Annotated in this window: 16 protein-coding genes; 11 read left to right on the forward strand and 5 right to left on the reverse strand. The window is 63.6% G+C overall.

Annotated features, from left to right (window positions below):
* Positions 1–155: 155 nt before the first annotated feature.
* The 3 genes from metE (at position 156) to G1C98_RS03850 (ending at position 6,636) form a co-directional block, all read left to right on the forward strand.
* Positions 156–2,462, forward strand: coding sequence for a 5-methyltetrahydropteroyltriglutamate--homocysteine S-methyltransferase (gene metE, locus G1C98_RS03840; protein ID WP_169079425.1), 2,307 nt, complete (start codon positions 156–158; stop codon positions 2,460–2,462).
* A 154-nt stretch (positions 2,463–2,616) separates the two neighbouring features.
* Positions 2,617–3,462, forward strand: coding sequence for a methylenetetrahydrofolate reductase [NAD(P)H] (metF, locus tag G1C98_RS03845; protein ID WP_169079427.1), 846 nt, complete (start codon positions 2,617–2,619; stop codon positions 3,460–3,462).
* Between the two features lie 69 nt (positions 3,463–3,531).
* A complete protein-coding gene (locus tag G1C98_RS03850) occupies positions 3,532–6,636 on the forward strand; it encodes a bifunctional [glutamine synthetase] adenylyltransferase/[glutamine synthetase]-adenylyl-L-tyrosine phosphorylase (RefSeq protein ID WP_169079429.1) in 3,105 nt (1,034 codons plus the stop codon).
* A gap of 137 nt (positions 6,637–6,773) precedes the next feature.
* Here G1C98_RS03850 and G1C98_RS03855 read toward each other — a convergent pair whose 3' ends face one another.
* A complete protein-coding gene (locus G1C98_RS03855) occupies positions 6,774–7,028 on the reverse strand; it encodes a hypothetical protein (protein ID WP_169079432.1) in 255 nt (84 codons plus the stop codon).
* A gap of 214 nt (positions 7,029–7,242) precedes the next feature.
* Between G1C98_RS03855 and pyrB the strand changes: the two genes are divergently transcribed.
* From pyrB to pyrE, 7 genes are all read left to right on the forward strand, one after another.
* On the forward strand, positions 7,243–8,205 hold the full coding sequence (gene pyrB / locus G1C98_RS03860; protein ID WP_205831901.1) for an aspartate carbamoyltransferase: 963 nt from the start codon (positions 7,243–7,245) through the stop codon (positions 8,203–8,205).
* The gene (locus tag G1C98_RS03865; RefSeq protein ID WP_026645904.1) at positions 8,205–8,624 is read left to right on the forward strand and encodes an aspartate carbamoyltransferase regulatory subunit; all 420 of its coding nucleotides are present in this window, start codon (positions 8,205–8,207) and stop codon (positions 8,622–8,624) included. Before pyrB ends, G1C98_RS03865 begins: the two co-directional genes overlap by 1 nt.
* Before the next feature lie 3 nt (positions 8,625–8,627).
* Positions 8,628–10,061: a dihydroorotase gene (locus tag G1C98_RS03870; protein ID WP_169079436.1), complete on the forward strand. Its 1,434-nt coding sequence runs from the start codon at positions 8,628–8,630 to the stop codon at positions 10,059–10,061.
* Positions 10,062–10,087: 26 nt separating this feature from the next.
* The gene (gene pyrF / locus G1C98_RS03875; RefSeq protein ID WP_169079438.1) at positions 10,088–11,035 is read left to right on the forward strand and encodes an orotidine-5'-phosphate decarboxylase; all 948 of its coding nucleotides are present in this window, start codon (positions 10,088–10,090) and stop codon (positions 11,033–11,035) included.
* A gap of 16 nt (positions 11,036–11,051) precedes the next feature.
* Positions 11,052–11,876 carry a dihydroorotate dehydrogenase electron transfer subunit gene (locus tag G1C98_RS03880; protein ID WP_169079440.1) on the forward strand — a complete coding sequence of 275 codons (825 nt, stop codon included), beginning with the start codon at positions 11,052–11,054 and terminating at the stop codon, positions 11,874–11,876.
* A gap of 2 nt (positions 11,877–11,878) precedes the next feature.
* Positions 11,879–12,832: a dihydroorotate dehydrogenase gene (locus tag G1C98_RS03885; protein WP_045919846.1), complete on the forward strand. Its 954-nt coding sequence runs from the start codon at positions 11,879–11,881 to the stop codon at positions 12,830–12,832.
* A 106-nt stretch (positions 12,833–12,938) separates the two neighbouring features.
* A complete protein-coding gene (pyrE, locus tag G1C98_RS03890) occupies positions 12,939–13,634 on the forward strand; it encodes an orotate phosphoribosyltransferase (protein ID WP_169079442.1) in 696 nt (231 codons plus the stop codon).
* Between the two features lie 142 nt (positions 13,635–13,776).
* On the opposite strand, the gene G1C98_RS03895 is transcribed toward pyrE, so the two are convergent.
* On the reverse strand, positions 13,777–14,700 hold the full coding sequence (locus G1C98_RS03895) for a LysR family transcriptional regulator (protein WP_169079444.1): 924 nt from the start codon (positions 14,698–14,700) through the stop codon (positions 13,777–13,779).
* Positions 14,701–14,805: 105 nt separating this feature from the next.
* Entirely contained in the window at positions 14,806–15,441 is a 636-nt protein-coding gene (locus tag G1C98_RS03900; protein WP_169079446.1) for an HAD family hydrolase, read from the reverse strand.
* 194 nt (positions 15,442–15,635) lie between these two features.
* Here G1C98_RS03900 and G1C98_RS03905 point away from each other — a divergent pair, with 194 nt between their 5' ends.
* Positions 15,636–16,880, forward strand: coding sequence for an MFS transporter (locus G1C98_RS03905; RefSeq protein ID WP_240944901.1), 1,245 nt, complete (start codon positions 15,636–15,638; stop codon positions 16,878–16,880).
* Positions 16,881–16,888: 8 nt separating this feature from the next.
* On the opposite strand, the gene G1C98_RS03910 is transcribed toward G1C98_RS03905, so the two are convergent.
* Together G1C98_RS03910 and G1C98_RS03915 are read right to left on the reverse strand one after the other, a co-directional pair.
* Positions 16,889–17,884, reverse strand: a complete 996-nt coding sequence (locus tag G1C98_RS03910) for a nuclease-related domain-containing protein (protein WP_169079450.1) — start codon at positions 17,882–17,884, stop codon at positions 16,889–16,891.
* Between the two features lie 137 nt (positions 17,885–18,021).
* A complete protein-coding gene (locus G1C98_RS03915; RefSeq protein ID WP_169079452.1) occupies positions 18,022–18,999 on the reverse strand; it encodes an AEC family transporter in 978 nt (325 codons plus the stop codon).
* Between the last annotated feature and the right edge of the window lie 63 nt (positions 19,000–19,062).

A 19,062-nucleotide genomic window follows, 5' to 3' on the forward strand; every position in this document is an offset into this window, starting at 1 on the left:
TTCGCATGTTTTTTGAATAGACGAATGCGTGCGGATTGCCTATATAAGCATGGCCTATAACGACACCCTAGCGGTCTTGATACCCTTGTTTCGAGCCATTGCTGATAGGGTGGACGGGTTCAATGACGTATCCGAAATAGGCATTTGGAGGATTCATGTCCGCACTCACATCCGTGTCCGGGTTCCCGCGCATCGGTCAGAACCGAGAACTCAAGAAGATCATCGAGGCATATTGGAAGGGCAATGCGACTCTGGATGAGGTGCGTGCCACTGCCAAGGAACTCCGCGCCAAGCACTGGAATCTCCAGAAGGAAGCCGGCATCGACCTGATTCCGAGCAACGACTTCAGCTATTACGATCAGATGCTCGACACCGCGATCCTGCTGAACGTGATCCCGCAGCGCTACCAGCGTCTCGCCTTCGACAACCCCGAGGAGACCCTGTTCGCGATGGGCCGCGGCTACCAGGGCGACAAGGGCGACGTGACCGCCCTGCCGATGAAGAAGTGGTTCACCACCAACTACCACTACCTGGTTCCCGAAATCGACGAGGCCACCGAGATCAAGCTGGGCAGCACCAAGCCGTTCGACGAGTTCAACGAGGCCAAGGAGCTGGGCATCCTCACCAAGCCGGTGCTCATCGGCCCGTACACCTTCCTCAAGCTCGCCCGCAACCCGCAGGCCGAAGAGCTCGAATACGACCAGGGCCTGATCGATGCCGTCGCCGCAGTGTATGCCGAGGTCGTCACCAGGTTCGCGCAGCTGGGCGCCGAGTGGATCCAGATCGACGAGCCGTATCTGGTGCTCGACAAGGAGGAAGGCGACCTCTCCCTGTTCAAGTCCCTGTACTCCAAGATCCTGCCCGCCCGTAAGGGTGCCGTCAAGGTGCTGCTCAACACGTACTTCGGCCATATCGCAGACGCCTACGAGACCGTCAACCTGCTCGGCTTCGACGGCATCGGCCTCGACCTCAACGAGGGCCGCGAGGAGAACCTTGCCGCCGTCAAGCAGTACGGCGTCGCCGAGAACACCACCATCTTCGCCGGCGTGATCAACGGCCGCAACATCTGGCGCAACAACTACGCCGTGAGCCTCGGCCTGGTCGACGCGCTCAAGCAGGTCACCAGGAACGTCGCCGTCTCCACCGCCAGCTCCCTGCTGCACGTGCCGTTCAGCACCGAGGGCGAGACCGGCCTTGCCGACGACGTGCGCAAGCACTTCGCCTTCGCCGTCGAAAAGCTCGGCGAACTGCACGAGGTCGCGGTTCTGGCCGATGCCGATGAGGATGCCAAGAAGGAATCCGCCGAGCTCAAGGCCAATCAGGCGCTGTTCGACGGCACCCGCGTCGCTCCCGATCCGGCCGTGGCCGCCCGCCTTGCCGCGCTGACCCCCGACGACTTCGTCCGCCAGCCGGCCCGTGCCGAGCGTCAGAAGGAGCAGCGTGAGGCCCTTGGCCTGCCGCTGTTGCCGACCACCACCATCGGTTCCTTCCCCCAGACCAGGGAGATCCGTGCCGAGCGCGCCAAGCTGCGCAAGGGCGAGATCAGCAAGGCTGAATACGACGAGTTCATGAAGGCCCAGATCGACGCCTGCATCAAGCATCAGGAGGAAATCGGCCTCGACGTGCTCGTGCACGGCGAATTCGAGCGCAACGACATGGTCGAGTATTTCGGCCAGAACCTCAACGGCTTCCTGTTCACCAAGAACGCCTGGGTGCAGTCCTACGGCACCCGCTGCGTGAAGCCTCCGATCGTGTGGGGCGACGTGTCCCGCGCCAACCCGATCACCGTGGAGTGGAGCGCCTACGCGCAGTCCCGCACCGACCATGTGATGAAGGGCATGCTCACCGGCCCGGTGACCATCCTCAACTGGTCCTGGCCGCGTGAGGACATCACCCACGAGCAGCAGACCCAGCAGCTCGCCCTCGCCATCCGCGACGAAGTGCTCGATCTGGAGAAGGCCGGCATCAAGGTCATCCAGATCGACGAGGCCGCACTGCGCGAGAAGCTGCCGCTGAGGAAGACCGATTGGCACAAGAAGTACCTCGACTGGGCCATCCCGGCCTTCCGCCTGGTGCATTCCGCGGTCAAGCCGACCACGCAGATCCACACCCACATGTGCTACTCGGAGTTCAACGACATCATCAAGGACATCGACGCGATGGATGCCGACGTGATCTCCTTCGAAGCCTCCCGTGGCGATTTGGTGGTGCTCGACGCCATCCACGACGCCAACTTCGAGACCGAGGCGGGCCCGGGCGTCTACGACATCCATTCCCCGCGCATCCCCTCCGAGCAGGAGATTGAGGACCGCATCTACGAGATCCTGAAGAAGATGGACGTGGAGAAGGTCTGGATCAACCCGGATTGCGGTCTGAAGACCCGTGGCAACGCGGAGACCTGGCCGAGCCTGGAGCATCTGGTGGCAGCGGCCAAGGCCGTGCGCGCCAAGCTCGCCAAGTAAGGCGAAGAAACACATCACAGGCAGGGCCGTTCCCGTTCGTTCCTTCGATGGGAATGGCCCTGTTCGCATATCGTTCGACTTCGCGCCAAGGCTGGCGCGAATCATCGCGCAGCGCAGTCGGCTGCGCTCGATGAGGTGAAGAGGAGAATCACGAATGACCACACCGCTGTTTTCGCTGGAAGTGTTCCCGCCGCGCAGGAACGCTCCCGTCGGCACCATCTACGACACCCTTGACGGTTTGCAGGGGCTTGATCCGGCCTTCATCTCCGTCACCTACGGTACCGGCAAGTCCAAGGACCGCACCGCCACGGCGCGCATCGCGAACACGATTCGCGGCGAGTACGGCATTCCCGCCGTGGCCCATCTGACCGCCCAGTACCTGGACAAGGAAGCCGCCGACGAGGCGCTCGACATGTTCGAGGCCGCCAAGGTGGAGGGCGTGCTCGCGTTGCGCGGCGACAGCGTGGAAGGCGAGACCCCGGCCGGCGTGTTCGAATACGCCAGCGACCTGGTCTCCTATATCCGCGAGCACAGGCCCCAACTCAAGGTGTACGGTGCCTGCTACCCGGAAAAGCACCCGCAGGCCAGGACGCTCGATGAGGACATCGACAACCTCAAGCGCAAGGTCGACGCCGGCGTCACGCATCTGATCTCCCAGCTGTTCTACAGCAACGACGACTTCTACCGCTTCCTGGACAAGGCCCGTGCGGCCGGCATCGACGTGCCCATCGAAGCCGGCATCATGCCCGTCACCAACGCCAAGTCGGTGCGCCGCATGAGCACCACCTGCGAGGCGCGTGTGCCGGAGCCGGTGGAGACGATGCTCGAGCGCTGGGGCGACGATTCCGCGACGCTGCGCGAGGCCGGCATCGCATACGCGTCGCAGCAGGTGGCCGATCTGGTCGCGCACGGCGTGGACGGCGTGCATCTGTACACGATGAACCATCCGGCCGTCACCCGTCGTATCTGGAACAACGTCTCCGCACTGTTCCGGAACTGAGCCGTTGCGGGGCGGCCGCTTTCGGCAGGTGACCGCCCCGCGGTTAGCCGTGCGGAGTAGATTGGTGGCATGACTGTGAATGAGCGTTTCCAACCTTCCTCCATGGATCTGATTCGCGCAGGGCTGCAGGATCTTGAAGCGGCCCGGCGGCTGCTCGGCCAGCTCGGTGCCAACGGCATATCCGAAGAGCATCTGAAAACGGTGCTCGCCTCGCTGTCGAATGCCTGCGACCCGGATACCGCGCTCACCAATCTCGTCACCATCGTCAACGCCACGATCAGCCGCGGCGAACCGCTCGACGGCATCATGCCGGATCAGCAGGCCTTCGAACGCATGATCACCGTGCTCGGTGTCTCCGACGCCATGGGCAAGCTCATGCGGTTCCACCCCGACCTCGTGCAGGCCGCGTCATCCGACGTCGACAACACCTATCTGTACAACCACGCGCAACGACGCGCATCCATGCTCCGCGCCATCGGCGCAGATCCCGACGAGATGGACGCCCCGGAGTCGTCCATGGAGCTTGCGGACGCCGCCACGGCGCTGCGTGTGACCTACTACCGCCAACTCGCGGCGATTATGGCCCAGGACGCCACCGCGCCCGACCCGTGCATCGCCCAGCCCACCATCAGCCGTGAACTGTCCGATCTTGCGGATGCCGCCCTTGAGGGGGCGCTGGCCATCGCCCGCCACGAGGTCGAGGGCAGCGAGCATGTGAGATTCGTCGTCATCGGCATGGGCAAGCTCGGCGCGCAGGAACTGAACTATGTGTCCGACGTCGATCTGATCTATGCCGTGGAACCGGCGGACGATGCCGTCGGCAGCCAGGAGCTGTTCCGCATCGGCACCAAAATGGGCACCACGATGCAGCGCGTATGCCAGTCGGTGATCATGGGGGTGGCGGTACCGGCCCTATGGCAGATCGACGGTGGACTGCGCCCGGAAGGCAAGGACGGCCCGCTGGTGCGTACCATCGAATCGCATAAGGGTTACTACGAGCAGTGGGCGGAAAGCTGGGAATTCCAGGCCCTGCTCAAGGCGCGTCCGGTGGCCGGCGACCGCGCACTCGGCCAGGCCTACATGGACATGACGCGCCCGTTCGTCTGGTCGGCGTCCAGGCGCGACAACTTCGTCTACGACTGCCAGCAGATGCGCAAGCGCGTGGAGAACCTGATCGCGCCGCCGCTCAAGGACAGGGAGATCAAGCTCGGCAGGGGAGGCCTGCGCGATGTGGAGTTCACCGTGCAGATGCTGCAGCTGGTGCATGGCAGATCAGACGAGAGCCTGCGCACCCGCTCCACGCTCGAATCGCTGCGCCGGCTGTCCGACGGCGGCTATGTGTCCCGCAAGCAGGCGGCGCGTCTTGCCGCTGACTACCGTTTCGAACGCGTGCTCGAACATCGCCAGCAGATGTGGGCGTTGAAGCGTACGCATCTGTTCCCCGATATGGGCGCGGCCAATATCGGCGGTCTGGAGCGCAAGCGCGACATCGACGTGGACGAGCTGAGCCGCAATCAGGAACTGCGCCGCGTGGCACGTGCGTTCCACCTGCACCCCGAGGAGCTTGTGGAACGCTATGACGAGACCCGCCGCGAGGTGCGCCACCTGCATCTCGACATCTACTACCGTCCGATGCTGCCGATCAGCGCCCAGCTCGACGAGGATCAGGTGCAGCTGAGCGACCAGGCCGCGGAGGAACGCTTCTCGTCCATCGGCTTCGGCGACCCGCAATCCGCCATGCGCCATGTGGCCGCACTCACGTCCGGCATCAGCCGCGCGGCGAAGATCAACCGCATCATCCTTCCTGCCGTGCTCGAATGGCTCGGCGAGGGGCAGAACCCGGATATGGGTCTGCTGAACTGGCGCAAGCTTGAAGAGCATTTCGGCTCGGACAGCGACTACCTGGGCTTTCTGCGCGACTCCTCGTCCGCCGCCCAGCGGCTGTGCCACGTACTGTCCAATTCGCGTTTCCTCGGCGACGCGCTGAACAAATCGGTCGAATCCGTCACCTGGATGGGCGAGGACGACGAATTGACGTGCCGCAGCCGCGCCAGCCTCGACGTGCAATGCCATTCCTCGCTGGAACGCAATGCATGGGACATCAACGATTTCGCCACGTCCATGAGGGCCATGCGCAGACACGAGATCGAACGCATCGGCTTGGGCTGGATGAGCGGCGTGATTGCCGACGACGTGAGCCTGCGCGGCATGACCGACGTGTACGACGCGATCATCGACGCGGCCCTTCGCTGGTCGGTCCGCCATGTGATGAGCGACAAGGGCGTCGACGAGCAGCCGGCCGTGATCAGCGTGATCGGCATGGGCCGGTATGGCGGCGGCGAGGTGAACTTCAGTTCGGACGCCGACGTGATCATCATCTACCGTCCCGCGGATGGCGTTGCCGATGAGGACGCCTTCGATTTCGCCCGCAAGGTGCAGGAGAACATGCGTGCAATCCTGCAGGGGCCTACCACCATCGAGCCGAAGATCGAGCTGGATATGGACCTGCGGCCGGAAGGCAAGAACGGTCCGCTGGTCCGCTCGTACGCCTCCTGCGAGGAGTACTATCGCTCCTGGGCCAGCACATGGGAGCATCAGGCGCTGCTTCGCGCCCGGTACGCCGCCGGCGACGAGCAGCTGGCCAAGGACTTCCTGCATAACATCGCCGATCCGCTGAGATACCCGCAGTCCGATCTGACCGAGACGCAGCTGGGGGAGATCCGCAAGCTCAAGGCGCGTATGGAGGCCGAGCGTCTGCCGCGAGGCGTGCGCCGGGATCGCCATCTGAAACTCGGCAAGGGCGGCTTGTCCGACATCGAATGGACCGTGCAGCTCATGCAATTGCGGCATGCCGCAGGACATGAGGGTCTGCGCGTGAACTCCACGCTGCCGGCGTTGGGCGAACTCGAACGGCTCAAGCTCATCGATGCTGCCGACGCGGCGGTGCTGCGCAAGGCATGGTGCATGTGTACGGCGGCCCGCAACGGCAACTACCTGTGGTCCGGGCGCGTGACGCAGGCGGATATTCTGCCCGACGACATCTATTCACTGGGCGGCATCGCCGTGTATCTCGGGTATGACGCGAACCGCGGCCAGCATTTCGAGAACGACCTGCTGGCCATGATGCGCAAAAGCCGCGATGTGACGGAACGGCTGTTCTACGGGCGCGAGTAAACGAGCGCCATATGGCGGGGCGATGCGCCGCGCCGTTGAAAAACCATTGACAAAAGACGCCGATGGGCGTCCATCCCTCGAACGGGGGCGGACGCCCATCGGCGTCTGCATATGGGCAGCGTCCTGGCTGCTCTGCGTCAGCGTACGTACATCGACAGCACGATGGACACCGCGGCTACCAGCACGGCGGTCGCGACGGCCAGCTGACGTGTTCCGTGCTTCTTCGTGCCGAACACCGTGATCAGGCCGATGAGCGCGAACACGATGGATAGGTCCACGAGAATGGAGCAGAAGAACTGGGAAGCTATCGCGGATTTCGCGAACGCCAGCGGAATGGCCAGGATCGCAAGCACGATGGCCGTGATGGAACTTTTCGACAATGGCTTCTTCATATCTTCAATGATTTAACTTTCCCCTGACATCCGTGTCTCGCCCGCACCGGCGCGGGGTTCAGGGACCGGATGCGCGGTGAACACGCGGTGAACATCGTGGGTCAGTGGCTCGCCCTATAGTTGGCTAGGTCACTTCGAGTGGCCACCTTCAACCACAAGTTGCATGAAAGGTGAGCCGTTGTCTTCAGAACTCGAACCGGCGATCGAAACGCCGATGGTCGGTAAAAGCGTTATCACTCTTGATGATTTGTCCGTGGGGCAGATTCGGGAGATGCTTCATAAAGCGCAATACATTGATTCTCATCGTAAGGAAGTGGCGCACACCTGCGAAGGCAGGGTGCTCGCCACTTTGTTTTATGAGCCGAGCACGCGCACTCGCCTGAGCTTCGAAACGGCCATGCTGCGCCTGGGCGGCAAGGTTATCGGATTCGCCGGCGCCCAGCTGGCCTCCGTGACCAAGGGCGAGACCATCGCCGACACCCTGAAGACCGTCTCCAACTACGTGGACGTGGTCGCCATCCGCCACCCGAAGGAAGGTGCCGCGCTCGTCGCGGCCCGTGCCGCCTCGGTCCCGGTCATCAACGCCGGCGACGGCGGTCACATGCACCCGACGCAGACCCTGGCCGATCTGGCCACGCTGCAGTCCCGCTTCGGCCGCGTCACCAACCTGACCGTCGGCCTGTGCGGCGATCTGACCTTCGGCCGCACCGTGCACTCCCTGATCGAGACGCTGTGCCGCTTCGGCAACGTGAACTTCGTGCTCATCAGCCCCGACGAGCTCAAGACCCCGCAGTACGTGCTCGACCGCATCGACGCGACGCCGTCCTGCTCCTACGTCGAGGTCAAGGATCTCGTCTCCGTCATCGGCGATCTTGACGTACTGTACATGACCCGCGTGCAGAAGGAACGCTTCTTCAACGAGGACGACTACCTGCGCCTGCGCGACACCTACATCCTCGACGAGGCCAAGATGAAGAAGGCCAAGCCCGACATGGCCGTGCTGCACCCGCTGCCGCGCGTCAACGAGATCGCCGTCGAGGTGGACGACGACCCGCGCGCCGCCTATTTCGAACAGGTCAAGAACGGCATGCTCATGCGCATGGCGCTGGAAAGCTCGGTGGTCGGCGACGAACTGCCGGGATACGAACCGTTGGAAGCCAAGGAGGTACAGGCCTGATGGAAGTCACCAGCATCCAGAACGGCATCATCATCGATCACGTGCCGGCAGGCACCGCGCTCAAGGTGCTCGAATACCTGAAGATCGACCCGTCCAAGACCAAGCTCGCGCTGATCATGAACACCGACAGCCATCTGTATGGCACCAAGGACATCATCAAGATCGAGGACGAGACCGAGTCCATCGATCTCGACGTGCTGGGCCTCGTGGCCCGCACCGCCACCGTCGGCATCGTGCGCGGCGGCAAGATCGTCGAGAAGAAGAAGCCGACGCTGCCCGAGCATGTGGTGAACATCATCAAATGCGTGAACCCGCGCTGCGTGACCACCACCGAACCCGCCGTGCAGATGTTCCACCTGGTGCACTCCGACCGCCAGGAATACCGCTGTGACTACTGCGACGAGGAAGCGAAGTTCTGATCCATGGCCATCACCCTTCACGACATCACCGTCTGGGACACCGGTGAGCGCATCGACCTCATCGTCGACGATTCGCCCGATGCGCTGGCCGAGAAGCCGGTCGGTACGGACGTCGACGCCTCCGGGCTGACGCTGGCGCCGGGATTCGCCGATCCGCACGTGCATTTCCGCGACCCCGGACAGACCTACAAGGAATCCATGGTCTCCGGGTGCGCGGCATCCGCCTCGGGCGGCTACACGAACGTGCTCGTCATGCCCAACACCGTGCCCGCGATGGACGGCGAGACGCTGGACGATCCGATGGCTCCCGGCGCGAAGGAGGTGCTGGACGCCGGCTATACCGGTGTGATCGACTATCTGCAGCATTACGAGGCCGCGCACGGCGTCAAGCTGCCGGTCAACTACGATCTGTGTGTGTGCGCATCCAAGGGACGTGCGGGCCATGAGGCCACCGAGGTCGCCAAGTGGCGTCGCTATATGCCCGGCGAGGACACCGCGAACAAGGATGAATACCAGCTCGCGCATCCCGTCACCGCCATCAGCGACGACGGCGCCGCCGTCACCCCGGCGATCCTCGACCAGGTGCTTGCCAACACCAAGGAATCCGGCCTGTACCTGATCGAGCATTGCGAGCATCACGATACGGGCGCCGTCAACGAGGGCCCCGTATCCCGTGAACTCGGCGTGCCGGGCATCCCCGAGGACACCGAGCTCGCCATCGTCGCGCGCGACATCGAGAAGGTGCGCGAGACCGGCGTCCATGTGCACTTCCAGCATGTGAGCACGGCGATCTCCTTCAAGGCGATCCGCGCCGCCAAGGCCGAAGGACTGCCCATCACCTGCGAGACCGCGCCCCACTACATCGCGCTGAGCGACGAGGCGCTGCTCAAGTACGGCACGCTCGCCAAGATGAACCCGCCGCTGCGCAGCGAAGCCGACCGTCAGGCCACCATCGAGGCCATCGCGGACGGCACCGTCGACATGCTCGCCACCGATCATGCGCCGCACACGCTCGCGGAAAAGCAGCTCGGCTTCCTCGAAGCGCCCAACGGCATCATCGGATTGGAATGCGCGTACGGCGTATGCCACAAGGTGCTGGTGGACGGCGGCTTCATCTCCGACAAGCGTCTGATCGAACTGATGGCGACCGAGCCGACGAAGCTGATGGGCCACACGCCCACCGACATCGCCGCGCTGCTCGACGCGCAGCAGGATGCCGCGCACGCCGAGGGCACAGGCAAGCGGGTGCTCGACCTGCGCGGGTGCGACGACGGTACGGAAATCGGCCTGGTCGTGCTCGACACGGCGCAGCAGTGGACGGTCGACCCCGAACGCTTCCACTCCAAGGCGCGCAACACCCCGTTCGGCGGATGGCAGGTCTCCGGCCGCCCGCTCGCGACCGTCATCGGCTCGACACTGGCGTTCAGCCGCCTGTAAGCCGAACCAGCGAAAGGAAAAAGAATATGGATCGTCTTATCGAAGCGATCGCCGAGACGCAGAACCCCAGCGTCGTCGGCCTCGACCCGACCGAAGCGCTGGTGCCGGCCCAAGTGGTGGCATCCTTCGCCGACGAGGTCCGTGAATCCGTCGAAAGCGAGGAGGAACTGCCCGCAGCCCAGCTGGCCGTCGCCTACTTCGAGTTCAACCGCACCATCATCGACGCCGTCGCGGGGATCGTTCCCGCCGTCAAGCCGCAGATCGCCATGTACGAGGCGCTCGGCCCGGCTGGCGTGGACGTGTACGCCATGACCTGCGAATACGCGCGCGAACGCGGACTGTACGTGCTGGCCGACGCCAAGCGCGGCGACATCGGCTCCACGGCCGCGGCCTATGCCCGCATGCTCACCGGCGTGGGGGAGCACGACCCGTGGAACATCGACGCCATCACCGTCAACCCGTACCTCGGCACCGACGGCATCACGCCGTTCGTCGACGCCGCGGCGCAGACCGACAAGGACCTGTTCGTGCTGGTGCGCACCTCCAACCCGTCCTCCAGCGAGCTGCAGATGCTCGACCTCGCCGACGGCACGAAGGTGTACGAGCATGTGGGCGATCTGGTGGAAGGCTGGGGCGCCGAAACAATCGGGAAGTATGGTTACTCCCGAGTCGGTGCCGTGGTCGGGGCCACCCATCCGGAGGAAGGCAAGGCGTTGCGCAAGCGCATGCCGCACACGTTCTTCCTCGTGCCGGGCTATGGCGCGCAAGGCGGTACCGCCGCCGATGTGCGCGGCATGTTCGACGCGGACGGTTCCGGCGCGATCGTCAACTCCTCGCGCGGCATCATCGGCGCGTGGAGGAAGAGCGGCAAATACAGCGACACGATGAGCGCCTCCGAGGCGCTCGAACTGGTCGGTGAGACCGCGCAGGCCGCGGCGATCGACATGCGCGATAATCTGAGAGCAGTACTGTAAGCGAAGAGGAGAGAACATGACGTTCACCCGCACATATGATGTGGTGGACGAGGCCGTCGCCGCAGGGTATTTCCCGCCGCGTCACCCCGTTACCATCACCGCCATCGAAGAGCTCACCACGGGTGTTGTCCGTATGGCGTTCAAGGACCCGTACATCGCCGAGCACGCCCGTCCGGCGCAGTTCGTCAACCTGTTCACCGACAACGAGATGATGCTCATGCCCCGTCCGTTCGGCGTGAGCGAGGTGAACGGCGACGAGGTGAGCATCATCTTCGCCGTGGTCGGCAAGGGCACCGAGAACCTCGCCGCCAAGCATGTGGGCGACAGCGTCGACGTGCTCGGACCTCTCGGCACGAAGCCCTTCTCCATCAAGGACAAGGCGCATTACGTGCTGGTCGCCGGCGGTCTGGGCGTTCCGCCGCTCATCTGCGCGGCGCAGAAGCTGCATGATGCCGGCGAGTCCAAGGTCACCGCGGTGTTCGGCTACCGTGACGAGAAGTTCGCGGACGACATCGTGGCACCGTACGTGGATTCGCTGCTGAGCATCGACAACGAGCACGGCAACGTCGTGACCCTGCTCGACCAGCTGGAATCCAATGGCGGCCTCACCGCCGAAGGCCTGGACACCGTGCTGCTGGCCTGCGGGCCGCTGCCGATGATGAAGGCCGTGGCCGCATGGGCCGCCAAGCGTGGCCTCGCCTGCCAGTTGAGCATGGAGCAGCGTATGGGCTGCGGCTACGGCACCTGCGTGCTGTGCACCATCGACACCGTGGACGGCAGACTCAAGGTCTGCTCCGATGGCCCGGTTTTCTCTCGTGAACAGTTGGGATGGGGTGAGTGATCATGACCGCAAACGATACCAATCACATCAATCTGTATGAGGACCATGAATGGAAGCACCCCACCAAGGTGGCCGGTGTTCCGTGGAAGAATCCGGTGGGCACTGCTTCCGGCACCTTCCAGTATGCCGCCGTGCGCTGGTTCTATGATGTCAGCCAGCTCGGCGCGGTATGCACCAAGGGTGTTTCCCCGGTGCCGTGGGAGGGTAATCCCAGCCCGCGTACCACTGAAGGCCCTGCCAGCAATCTCAACGCGGTCGGTCTGCAGAATCCGGGTGTCGACCATTACCTGGTCGACGATCTGCCCAAGCTTAAGAAGATCGGTGCGACCGTCATCGCCAATGTGGCCGGCCATTGCGACGAGGATTACTGCGAGGTCGTGGCCAAGCTCGCCGACTGCGACGCGGACATGCTGGAGATCAACGTCAGCTGCCCGAATGTGACGCATGGCGGCATGAGCGTGGGCACCGATCCGGTCGCTCTGTCCAAGCTGATGGACAAGCTGCGCCCGATGACCGACAAGCCGATGATCGTCAAGCTCACCCCGAATGTCACCAACATCACCGAGCCTGCCCGTGCCGCCGTCGAACATGGTGCCGACGCGCTGAGCATGATCAACACGTTGCTGGGCATGAGGCTGAACATCAAGACCGGCGAGCCGATCATCGCCAATCGTACCGGCGGCGTGTCCGGCCCGGCTGTGCTGCCTGTGGGCATCGCTGCCGTTTATCGCGTGCGCACCGCGCTGCCTGAGGTGCCGATCATCGGCATCGGCGGCATCGACACCGGCGAGAAGGCGTTGGAATACCTGTACGCCGGTGCCAACGCGGTCGAGGTCGGCGCCGCCGCCCTGTTCGATCCGGTCGCTCCGCTGCGCGTGGCGCGCGAGCTTGACGATCTGCTTGACGATCGTCCGGAGCTTGCGGCCAAGCTCGCCGCCGGGCAGACCTGGCGCTAAGAGTCCGATGGGCATCTGGCGGCAGACGGATACATATGGCATGCCGACTCCCGCCGGATGCCGAGGCATATTTGAGTTTTCGATACAGAAACGGGAAAGGAAAGCAATGGCTGAATCCCTCGATATTCGTTTTACACAGTTCCTGTTGGAATCCAAGGCGTTGAAGTTCGGCGAGTTCACGCTCAAGTCCGGCCGTAAGTCCCCGTACTTCATCAATGCCGGTGCATTCAACGACGGCAGGAAGATCGCCACACTCGGCGCATTCTATGCGGAGAAGATCGCCGCCGAGATCGAGGCCGGCAACCTGCCGAACGACATCGACACCGTGTTCGGCCCGGCGTACAAGGGCATTCCGCTGGGCGTCTCCACCGCCATCGCGCTGACCTCCGCGCACGGCATGGAAGTCGGCTACACCTTCGACCGCAAGGAGAAGAAGGATCATGGCGACGGCGGCATGATGGTCGGCACGCAGCTCGTCGACGGCATGAAGGTGCTGCTCGTCGACGACGTGATGACCGCCGGCACCGCCGTGCGCGAGGTCATCCCGAAGCTCAAGGCCGAAGCCGACGTCGAGGTGGTGGGCCTGGTGCTGAGCGTGGACCGCATGGAGAAGACCAAGGATTCCGACACCTCCGCGGTGAAGGCCGTCGAGGCCGAGTTCGGATTCCCCGTGTTCTCCATCGCGAACGTGAAGGAGATCTTCGAGGCCGGCCAGCACATCGAGACCGCCGACGGCACCCCGTACGTGACGCCGCAGATCGCCGCGGCAGCCGAGGCGTATCTTGCGCAATACGGCGCCTGACCGATTCGGCGCGATTATACGCGCATAGCATCGTATAGGCATCGTATAGGCATAGACGAGCGAGGGGCGTCGCACCGGGAATGGTGCGACGCCCCTCGCTTATATGATGCGGAAGCCGGCTTCCTTGAAGCCGCTGCTCCGATCAGTCGATCAGCTTGTAGCCGTGGTCGGCGACGACCGACTTGAGCTTCTCCAGGTAGTTCTCCGCCGCGGTCGACAGTTTCGCGCGCTCGTTGGTAATCCAGCCGACCAGCATGGTCTCGTCGGAATCCAACGGTACGGTGACGATCTTCTCGTTGTTGAGATCGCCGTTGTCGATGCCGGTGCACACCGTGTAGCCGTTCAGGCCGATGATGAAGTTCAGGATGGTGGCGCGGTCGGTCACGTTGATCTGCTTGGGGGAGTAGTCGGGCCAGACCGCCTCCTCGGCGAAGTAGAAGCTGCCGTCCTCGCCCTGCTCGTATTGGATGAAGGGGAACGGCTTCAGATCCTTCATGGTGATGAGCTTCTTCGTGGCGAGCGGATTGTCACGTGAGATGAACACGTGCAGCGGCGCGCGGAACAGCGGATGGAATTCCAGGTGCTTCTCGCGCAGCAGCTTGCCGATCACGTCCTTGTTGAAGTCCGACAGGTAGATGATGCCCAGGTCGGAGCGCATGTTGGCGACCGAGTCGATGATGTCGCGCGTACGGGTCTCGCGGATCGTGAACTCGTATTCGTCGGATTTGATGGAGTTGATCATCTCCACGAACGCCTCGACGGCGAACATGTAATGCTGCGTGGAGACGGTGCACAGCTGCTTGCGGGGCTTGGCGTTCTTGTAGCGTTCCTCAAGCAGGGACGCCTGGTCGAGCACCTGACGCGCGTAGGTGAGGAATTCGGCGCCGTCCACGGTCAGGGCGATGCCCTGGGAGGAGCGGGTGAAGATCTCGATGCCGAGCTCCTTCTCCAGTTCCTTGACGGAAGAGCTCAATGCGGGCTGCGACACGTACAGCTCGTGGGAGGCCTCGTTCATCGAGCCGCATTCGACGATTTTGACGATGTACTTCAACTGCAGAAGGGTCATAAACTCAATCTATGACGGAGCGCTGACAACGAAGGCAGGCTGATAACGAGCCGTTCCGCTATACGGAATCGTGATACGGGGCGTTATACGGGATCGTCAGAGGTTCTACAGGCGCACGCCCATGGACTCCAGGTTCCTGCGCGCCTGCTGCGCGTCGACGAACCGGAAGGCGTGGATGCCCACCTGCCGGGCGCCGGTCACGTTCTTCGCGGTATCGTCGAAGAACACGCACGAATCCGGCTTCAGCCTGAAACGCCGCAGCGCCAGCTCGTAGAAATCGGCGTTCGGCTTGAACTTCTTCTCCACGCCGGACACCACCGTGCCGTCCAATAGCCGTTCGAGCTGCGGGAACTTCTCGAAGGCGACATGGAACGTCTCGCACGACCAGTTCGTCAATCCCCATACGCCGTATCCGGCCTGGCGCAGATCGCTTAGCAGTTCCTCCATGCCGGGGATCATGCGGGGGAGCGCATCATCGTAGCGCGCGATGTAATCGGCGAAGATATCGGCGATTTCCTCCCCCTGCTCCCGCCTCACATCGGGCAGCACCTGCTCCAGCAACTCGCCGTGATCCATACGATCCTCATAGTCGAAGAAACCGCACGGGTCGTCATCCGCGCAGATCCGGTCGACCAGTTCGGCCGGGTAGCGCCCCTCCAGGGCCGCGCGGCACTGCCAGTCCAGCACGACGCCGCAGAAATCGAAGATCACATCGGTAATGGGACGGGAAGCGGAAGCCATGCGAACACCCTTCTGAACAATGGAACATCGGCACCGCCAGTGTACCGTACCCGTGCACGGCGAGAACGCTTCCGTCCCACATGTGGCAGGTTCATGCCGGCGCGTATAACAATACCGTTGTCATGAGGGCACGCCGGATGCGGGGCATCGCGACGGCGACGGCATGACCTGTTACCTGGGGAGGAACGATGGGAATGGAACGGCTGCGTCTTGTCTCGAACCGCAGATCGACGGGAGTGTGGGCGGCACTGGTCTTCCTGGTCTCGCTGAACCTGCGACCCTCCATCGCCGCGGTCGGCCCCGTACTCGAACACATCGGTGCCGACTTCGGATGGGCGGGCGGGCTGCAGGGGCTCTTGGCCGCGATCCCGCTGCTGGCGTTCGCCGCGGTGAGCCCGCTGGTCTCCTTGCTGACTTCGCGGCTTGGCCTCGACTGCACGATTCTGCTTGCGCTCATCGCCATCGCAGTGGGTGACGTGATCCGCTCATTCACCGGCGGTGCCGGCATATGGGTCGGCACGGTGATATTCGCCTCGGCCATAGCGGTCGGCAACGTGCTGGTGCCCGTCATCGCCAAACGTGACTATGCGGACCATGTCGCCACGGCGACGGGCGTATACTCCGCATGCATCACGTGCGGCTCGGCGGTGGCCGGGCTCACGGCATCCGCCATGGCGCAGGCCTGGGGCGGATGGCGTCACGCGCTCGCGTTCTGGGCGATTCCCCCGCTTGCCGTGGCGGTGCTGTGGATCGTCAGGATGGCGCATTCGTGGCGCAAGGCAGTCGTTGAGACGTGCAATACGACCGGGTCGGCGCAGACGCTGGTGCTGGGTGAAGGCGGCGGACATGCCCGGCAGGGGTCGGCGGGGACCATGGCCGCATTGCTGCGCCGGCCGATGACATGGTGGGTCACGCTGTTCATGGGCACCCAATCCTCGGCGTTCTACACCATGTCGAATTGGATGCCGAGCGTTTCCGAGCATGCGGGGTTCGGTGCCTCGGCGGCGGGCGTGCATCTGTTCGTCTTCCAGTTCACCGGCATCTTCTCCGGCCTGCTGATCCCCAGGCTCATGCAGATCCGTGGCAGTCAGGTCTGCGCGGCGCTGACGTCGAGCGTTCCCATGGTCGTTGCGGGTATCGGCATGCTGGCCTGCCCCTCGCTCATGCCGGTATGGGCGTTCGTCGGCGGCGTGGCGCAGGGCGCGTCGCTGGTGGTGGCGTTGGCCCTGATCGCCATGCGCGGCCGCAGTGCCGTGGAGACGGTGCTGCTGTCCGGTTTCGCCCAGTCGATCGGCTACCTTATCGCCTCGGCCGGTCCGCTGCTGTTCGGCGCGTTGTATCAGGCGACCGGCGGCTATGTCGTGTCGTTGGGCGTGATGACCGCCGTCGCCTTGGTGCAGTGCGTGGCCGCCGTGCTGGCCGGTCGCGCCGGTCGGTGAGGATCTGTTCAGCGGTCCTGGTCCGCGGGTCGGCTGGCGCTCAGCGATTCGATGATCGCGGTCTTCGACTGGCAGATGAATTCGTCCAATTGCGGTTTGCGGTATTGGGCGAGGATGCCGGGCAATTCGTCGCGTGTGATGATGCGGGTCGGGTACGGCATGCCGCGCGTGCTCGACAGCAGTCTGCCGCGTCCGGTGATGCCGTCAAGGTCGATGCCGTCCCCGCAGAACACGATGAGCGAGACGAACCGGCCGATCGGAATCCCCGTGATATGCGCGAGCGCCTGGATATGCCGGATGTTCTCCATGATCGGATTGAACAGATCGGCGTCGGGGCGTGAGGGGTCCCGTCCGTTGCCCCAGCATGCACGCCAATGCGCGTCCTGCACGTCGCCCTCGATGCGTTCCTCCATGAGTTCCTTCTCATCGATGACGAATACGCCGTATGGCGAGACCACGACGTGGTCGAGCATGGCGGTGGAGGCGTGGGCTGTCGTGGGGCCGGCGGTGTCGGCGATCACCACGTCGTCGATGACATGGTATTCGCCCGGCAGGCCGCGCAGTGTTTCGGCGACGCTGGATCCGGTCGATGCCAGGGAAGAGGTGGCTGCAGGATCGGTGCCTGCCGTTGCAACATGCTCCGCCGGCTGACGGCGGGTCTGCTGGTCGAGGCGCACGAACCCCGGCGGAAGCGGGGTGGGGGTGCGCAGCGACTGCGGCGGTATCGGCGCGTCGTCGCCCAGTGTGGGGCTTTCGCCCTGCGTGTATCCGTTCAGCAGATTCGCGGCGGTGTACGGGTCGTGCGCCGGCACGTCGTCATCCTCGTCCTCCCGTTCGCGCCCGGTAAGCCGGGCCGTCATCAGGCCGATGGGCGAACGGTCGTCCCGCAGGCCGCGCCGCACTCGTTTGATCAGGCTTACGATTGCCGCCACGACTACGTATGCGAGCAGCAGTTCCGGCGAATAGTCGAGTATCGTGTACACGATGTTCGTCAAGATGTCCATCCGATGATCTTCCCTCTGATACCGTCAGCATTGACTACGTTTTCATCACTGATTACGTTTGCACAACCTTGTTCAGTATACAGGGGAAAATACGAGAAAGGGCGGCATCGGCGGGATGCCGACGTCGCCCCGAAGACTCAGAACGTCAGATACGATACGGCCGGCAGCGTGAACAGGCTCGCCACGGTGGTGGCCAGCACCAGTCCCACCGCGTATTCGGGCATGTTATGCTCGCGTTCCGAGAACATGACGATGGCGCTCATGGTCGGCAGCCCCGCGATGATCGTCATCATGTCCGCCATGCTGCGCGGGATCGCCCCCAGGCCGAGCATCGGCGGCACGGCGACGAGCAGCGCATGGAACGCGATGGGGAAGAGCACCATCTTGACCACGATGCCCACGTACAGTTCGTACCGTTTCAGCACGCCGGCCCAGTCGCGCAGCACGAACAGGCCGCCGAGGTAGATCATCGACAACGGCGTGGAGATCGCGCCCAGCGAATGCAGGGGAGCGATCACCGCCTGCGGTACCGGGATGCCGATGAGCACGATCGCGATCGCGAGGATCACCGCCACCAGCGCGGGGCTCAGCATGCCGAGAATCCTCGACCCCAGCGTCTTCGCCGGATGCTCGTCCATATACGTCTGCCGGTTCGACTTCGGCTTGGTGATCCACACTCCGTAGGTCCAGAAGAAGAACTGGTCGGTCAGCGACATCAACGCGAAATACAATGCGCCCTGCTTGGGAAACAATGCCAGGATCAGCGGCAAGCCGATGAACCCGGCATTGCCGAAGATGAACGCGCCCTGGAACATGCGCCCGCGCTCGCCCGGCAGACGGAGCATCTTCGCCAGCAGCCACATCGCTACGATGAGCAGCGCGTACAGCGCGATCGTGATGCCGATGACCGCGGCGGAGCCGAACAGGTCCTCGCGCGTGGTGCCGGACACGGCGTTGGAGAACACCAGCATCGGAATGCCCACGTTCAGGATCAGACGGCACACCCCCTGCAGGGAGTCCTCGTTCAAAAGCTTCGTCCTGACGCACACCACGCCCACGACCAGCATGACGCCCATGCCGATGAGCTGGTTCAGGACCACGGAAAACTGTTGCATGCACCCACCTCTCTTGTCAGGCATCCAACATAAGAAGCGGGCAGGAAAACGGCCGGCGGTGCG

The sequence above is a fragment of the Bifidobacterium erythrocebi genome, from assembly GCF_012932675.1.
GTDB lineage: Bacteria > Actinomycetota > Actinomycetes > Actinomycetales > Bifidobacteriaceae > Bifidobacterium > Bifidobacterium erythrocebi.

Excerpts from the sequence above, each read along its gene's own strand:
- G1C98_RS03885 (WP_045919846.1), top strand. The coding sequence starts at position 11,879 with ATGACCGCAAACGATACCAATCACATCAATCTGTATGAGGACCATGAA.
- pyrF (WP_169079438.1), top strand. The coding sequence starts at position 10,088 with ATGGATCGTCTTATCGAAGCGATCGCCGAGACGCAGAACCCCAGCGTC.
- G1C98_RS03900 (WP_169079446.1), bottom strand. The coding sequence starts at position 15,441 with ATGGCTTCCGCTTCCCGTCCCATTACCGATGTGATCTTCGATTTCTGC.
- G1C98_RS03855 (WP_169079432.1), bottom strand. The coding sequence starts at position 7,028 with ATGAAGAAGCCATTGTCGAAAAGTTCCATCACGGCCATCGTGCTTGCG.
- G1C98_RS03850 (WP_169079429.1), top strand. The coding sequence starts at position 3,532 with ATGACTGTGAATGAGCGTTTCCAACCTTCCTCCATGGATCTGATTCGC.
- G1C98_RS03915 (WP_169079452.1), bottom strand. The coding sequence starts at position 18,999 with ATGCAACAGTTTTCCGTGGTCCTGAACCAGCTCATCGGCATGGGCGTC.
- metE (WP_169079425.1), top strand. The coding sequence starts at position 156 with ATGTCCGCACTCACATCCGTGTCCGGGTTCCCGCGCATCGGTCAGAAC.
- G1C98_RS03910 (WP_169079450.1), bottom strand. The coding sequence starts at position 17,884 with ATGGACATCTTGACGAACATCGTGTACACGATACTCGACTATTCGCCG.
- pyrB (WP_205831901.1), top strand. The coding sequence starts at position 7,243 with ATGGTCGGTAAAAGCGTTATCACTCTTGATGATTTGTCCGTGGGGCAG.
- G1C98_RS03880 (WP_169079440.1), top strand. The coding sequence starts at position 11,052 with ATGACGTTCACCCGCACATATGATGTGGTGGACGAGGCCGTCGCCGCA.
- pyrE (WP_169079442.1), top strand. The coding sequence starts at position 12,939 with ATGGCTGAATCCCTCGATATTCGTTTTACACAGTTCCTGTTGGAATCC.
- G1C98_RS03905 (WP_240944901.1), top strand. The coding sequence starts at position 15,636 with ATGGAACGGCTGCGTCTTGTCTCGAACCGCAGATCGACGGGAGTGTGG.
- G1C98_RS03870 (WP_169079436.1), top strand. The coding sequence starts at position 8,628 with ATGGCCATCACCCTTCACGACATCACCGTCTGGGACACCGGTGAGCGC.
- G1C98_RS03895 (WP_169079444.1), bottom strand. The coding sequence starts at position 14,700 with ATGACCCTTCTGCAGTTGAAGTACATCGTCAAAATCGTCGAATGCGGC.
- metF (WP_169079427.1), top strand. The coding sequence starts at position 2,617 with ATGACCACACCGCTGTTTTCGCTGGAAGTGTTCCCGCCGCGCAGGAAC.
- G1C98_RS03865 (WP_026645904.1), top strand. The coding sequence starts at position 8,205 with ATGGAAGTCACCAGCATCCAGAACGGCATCATCATCGATCACGTGCCG.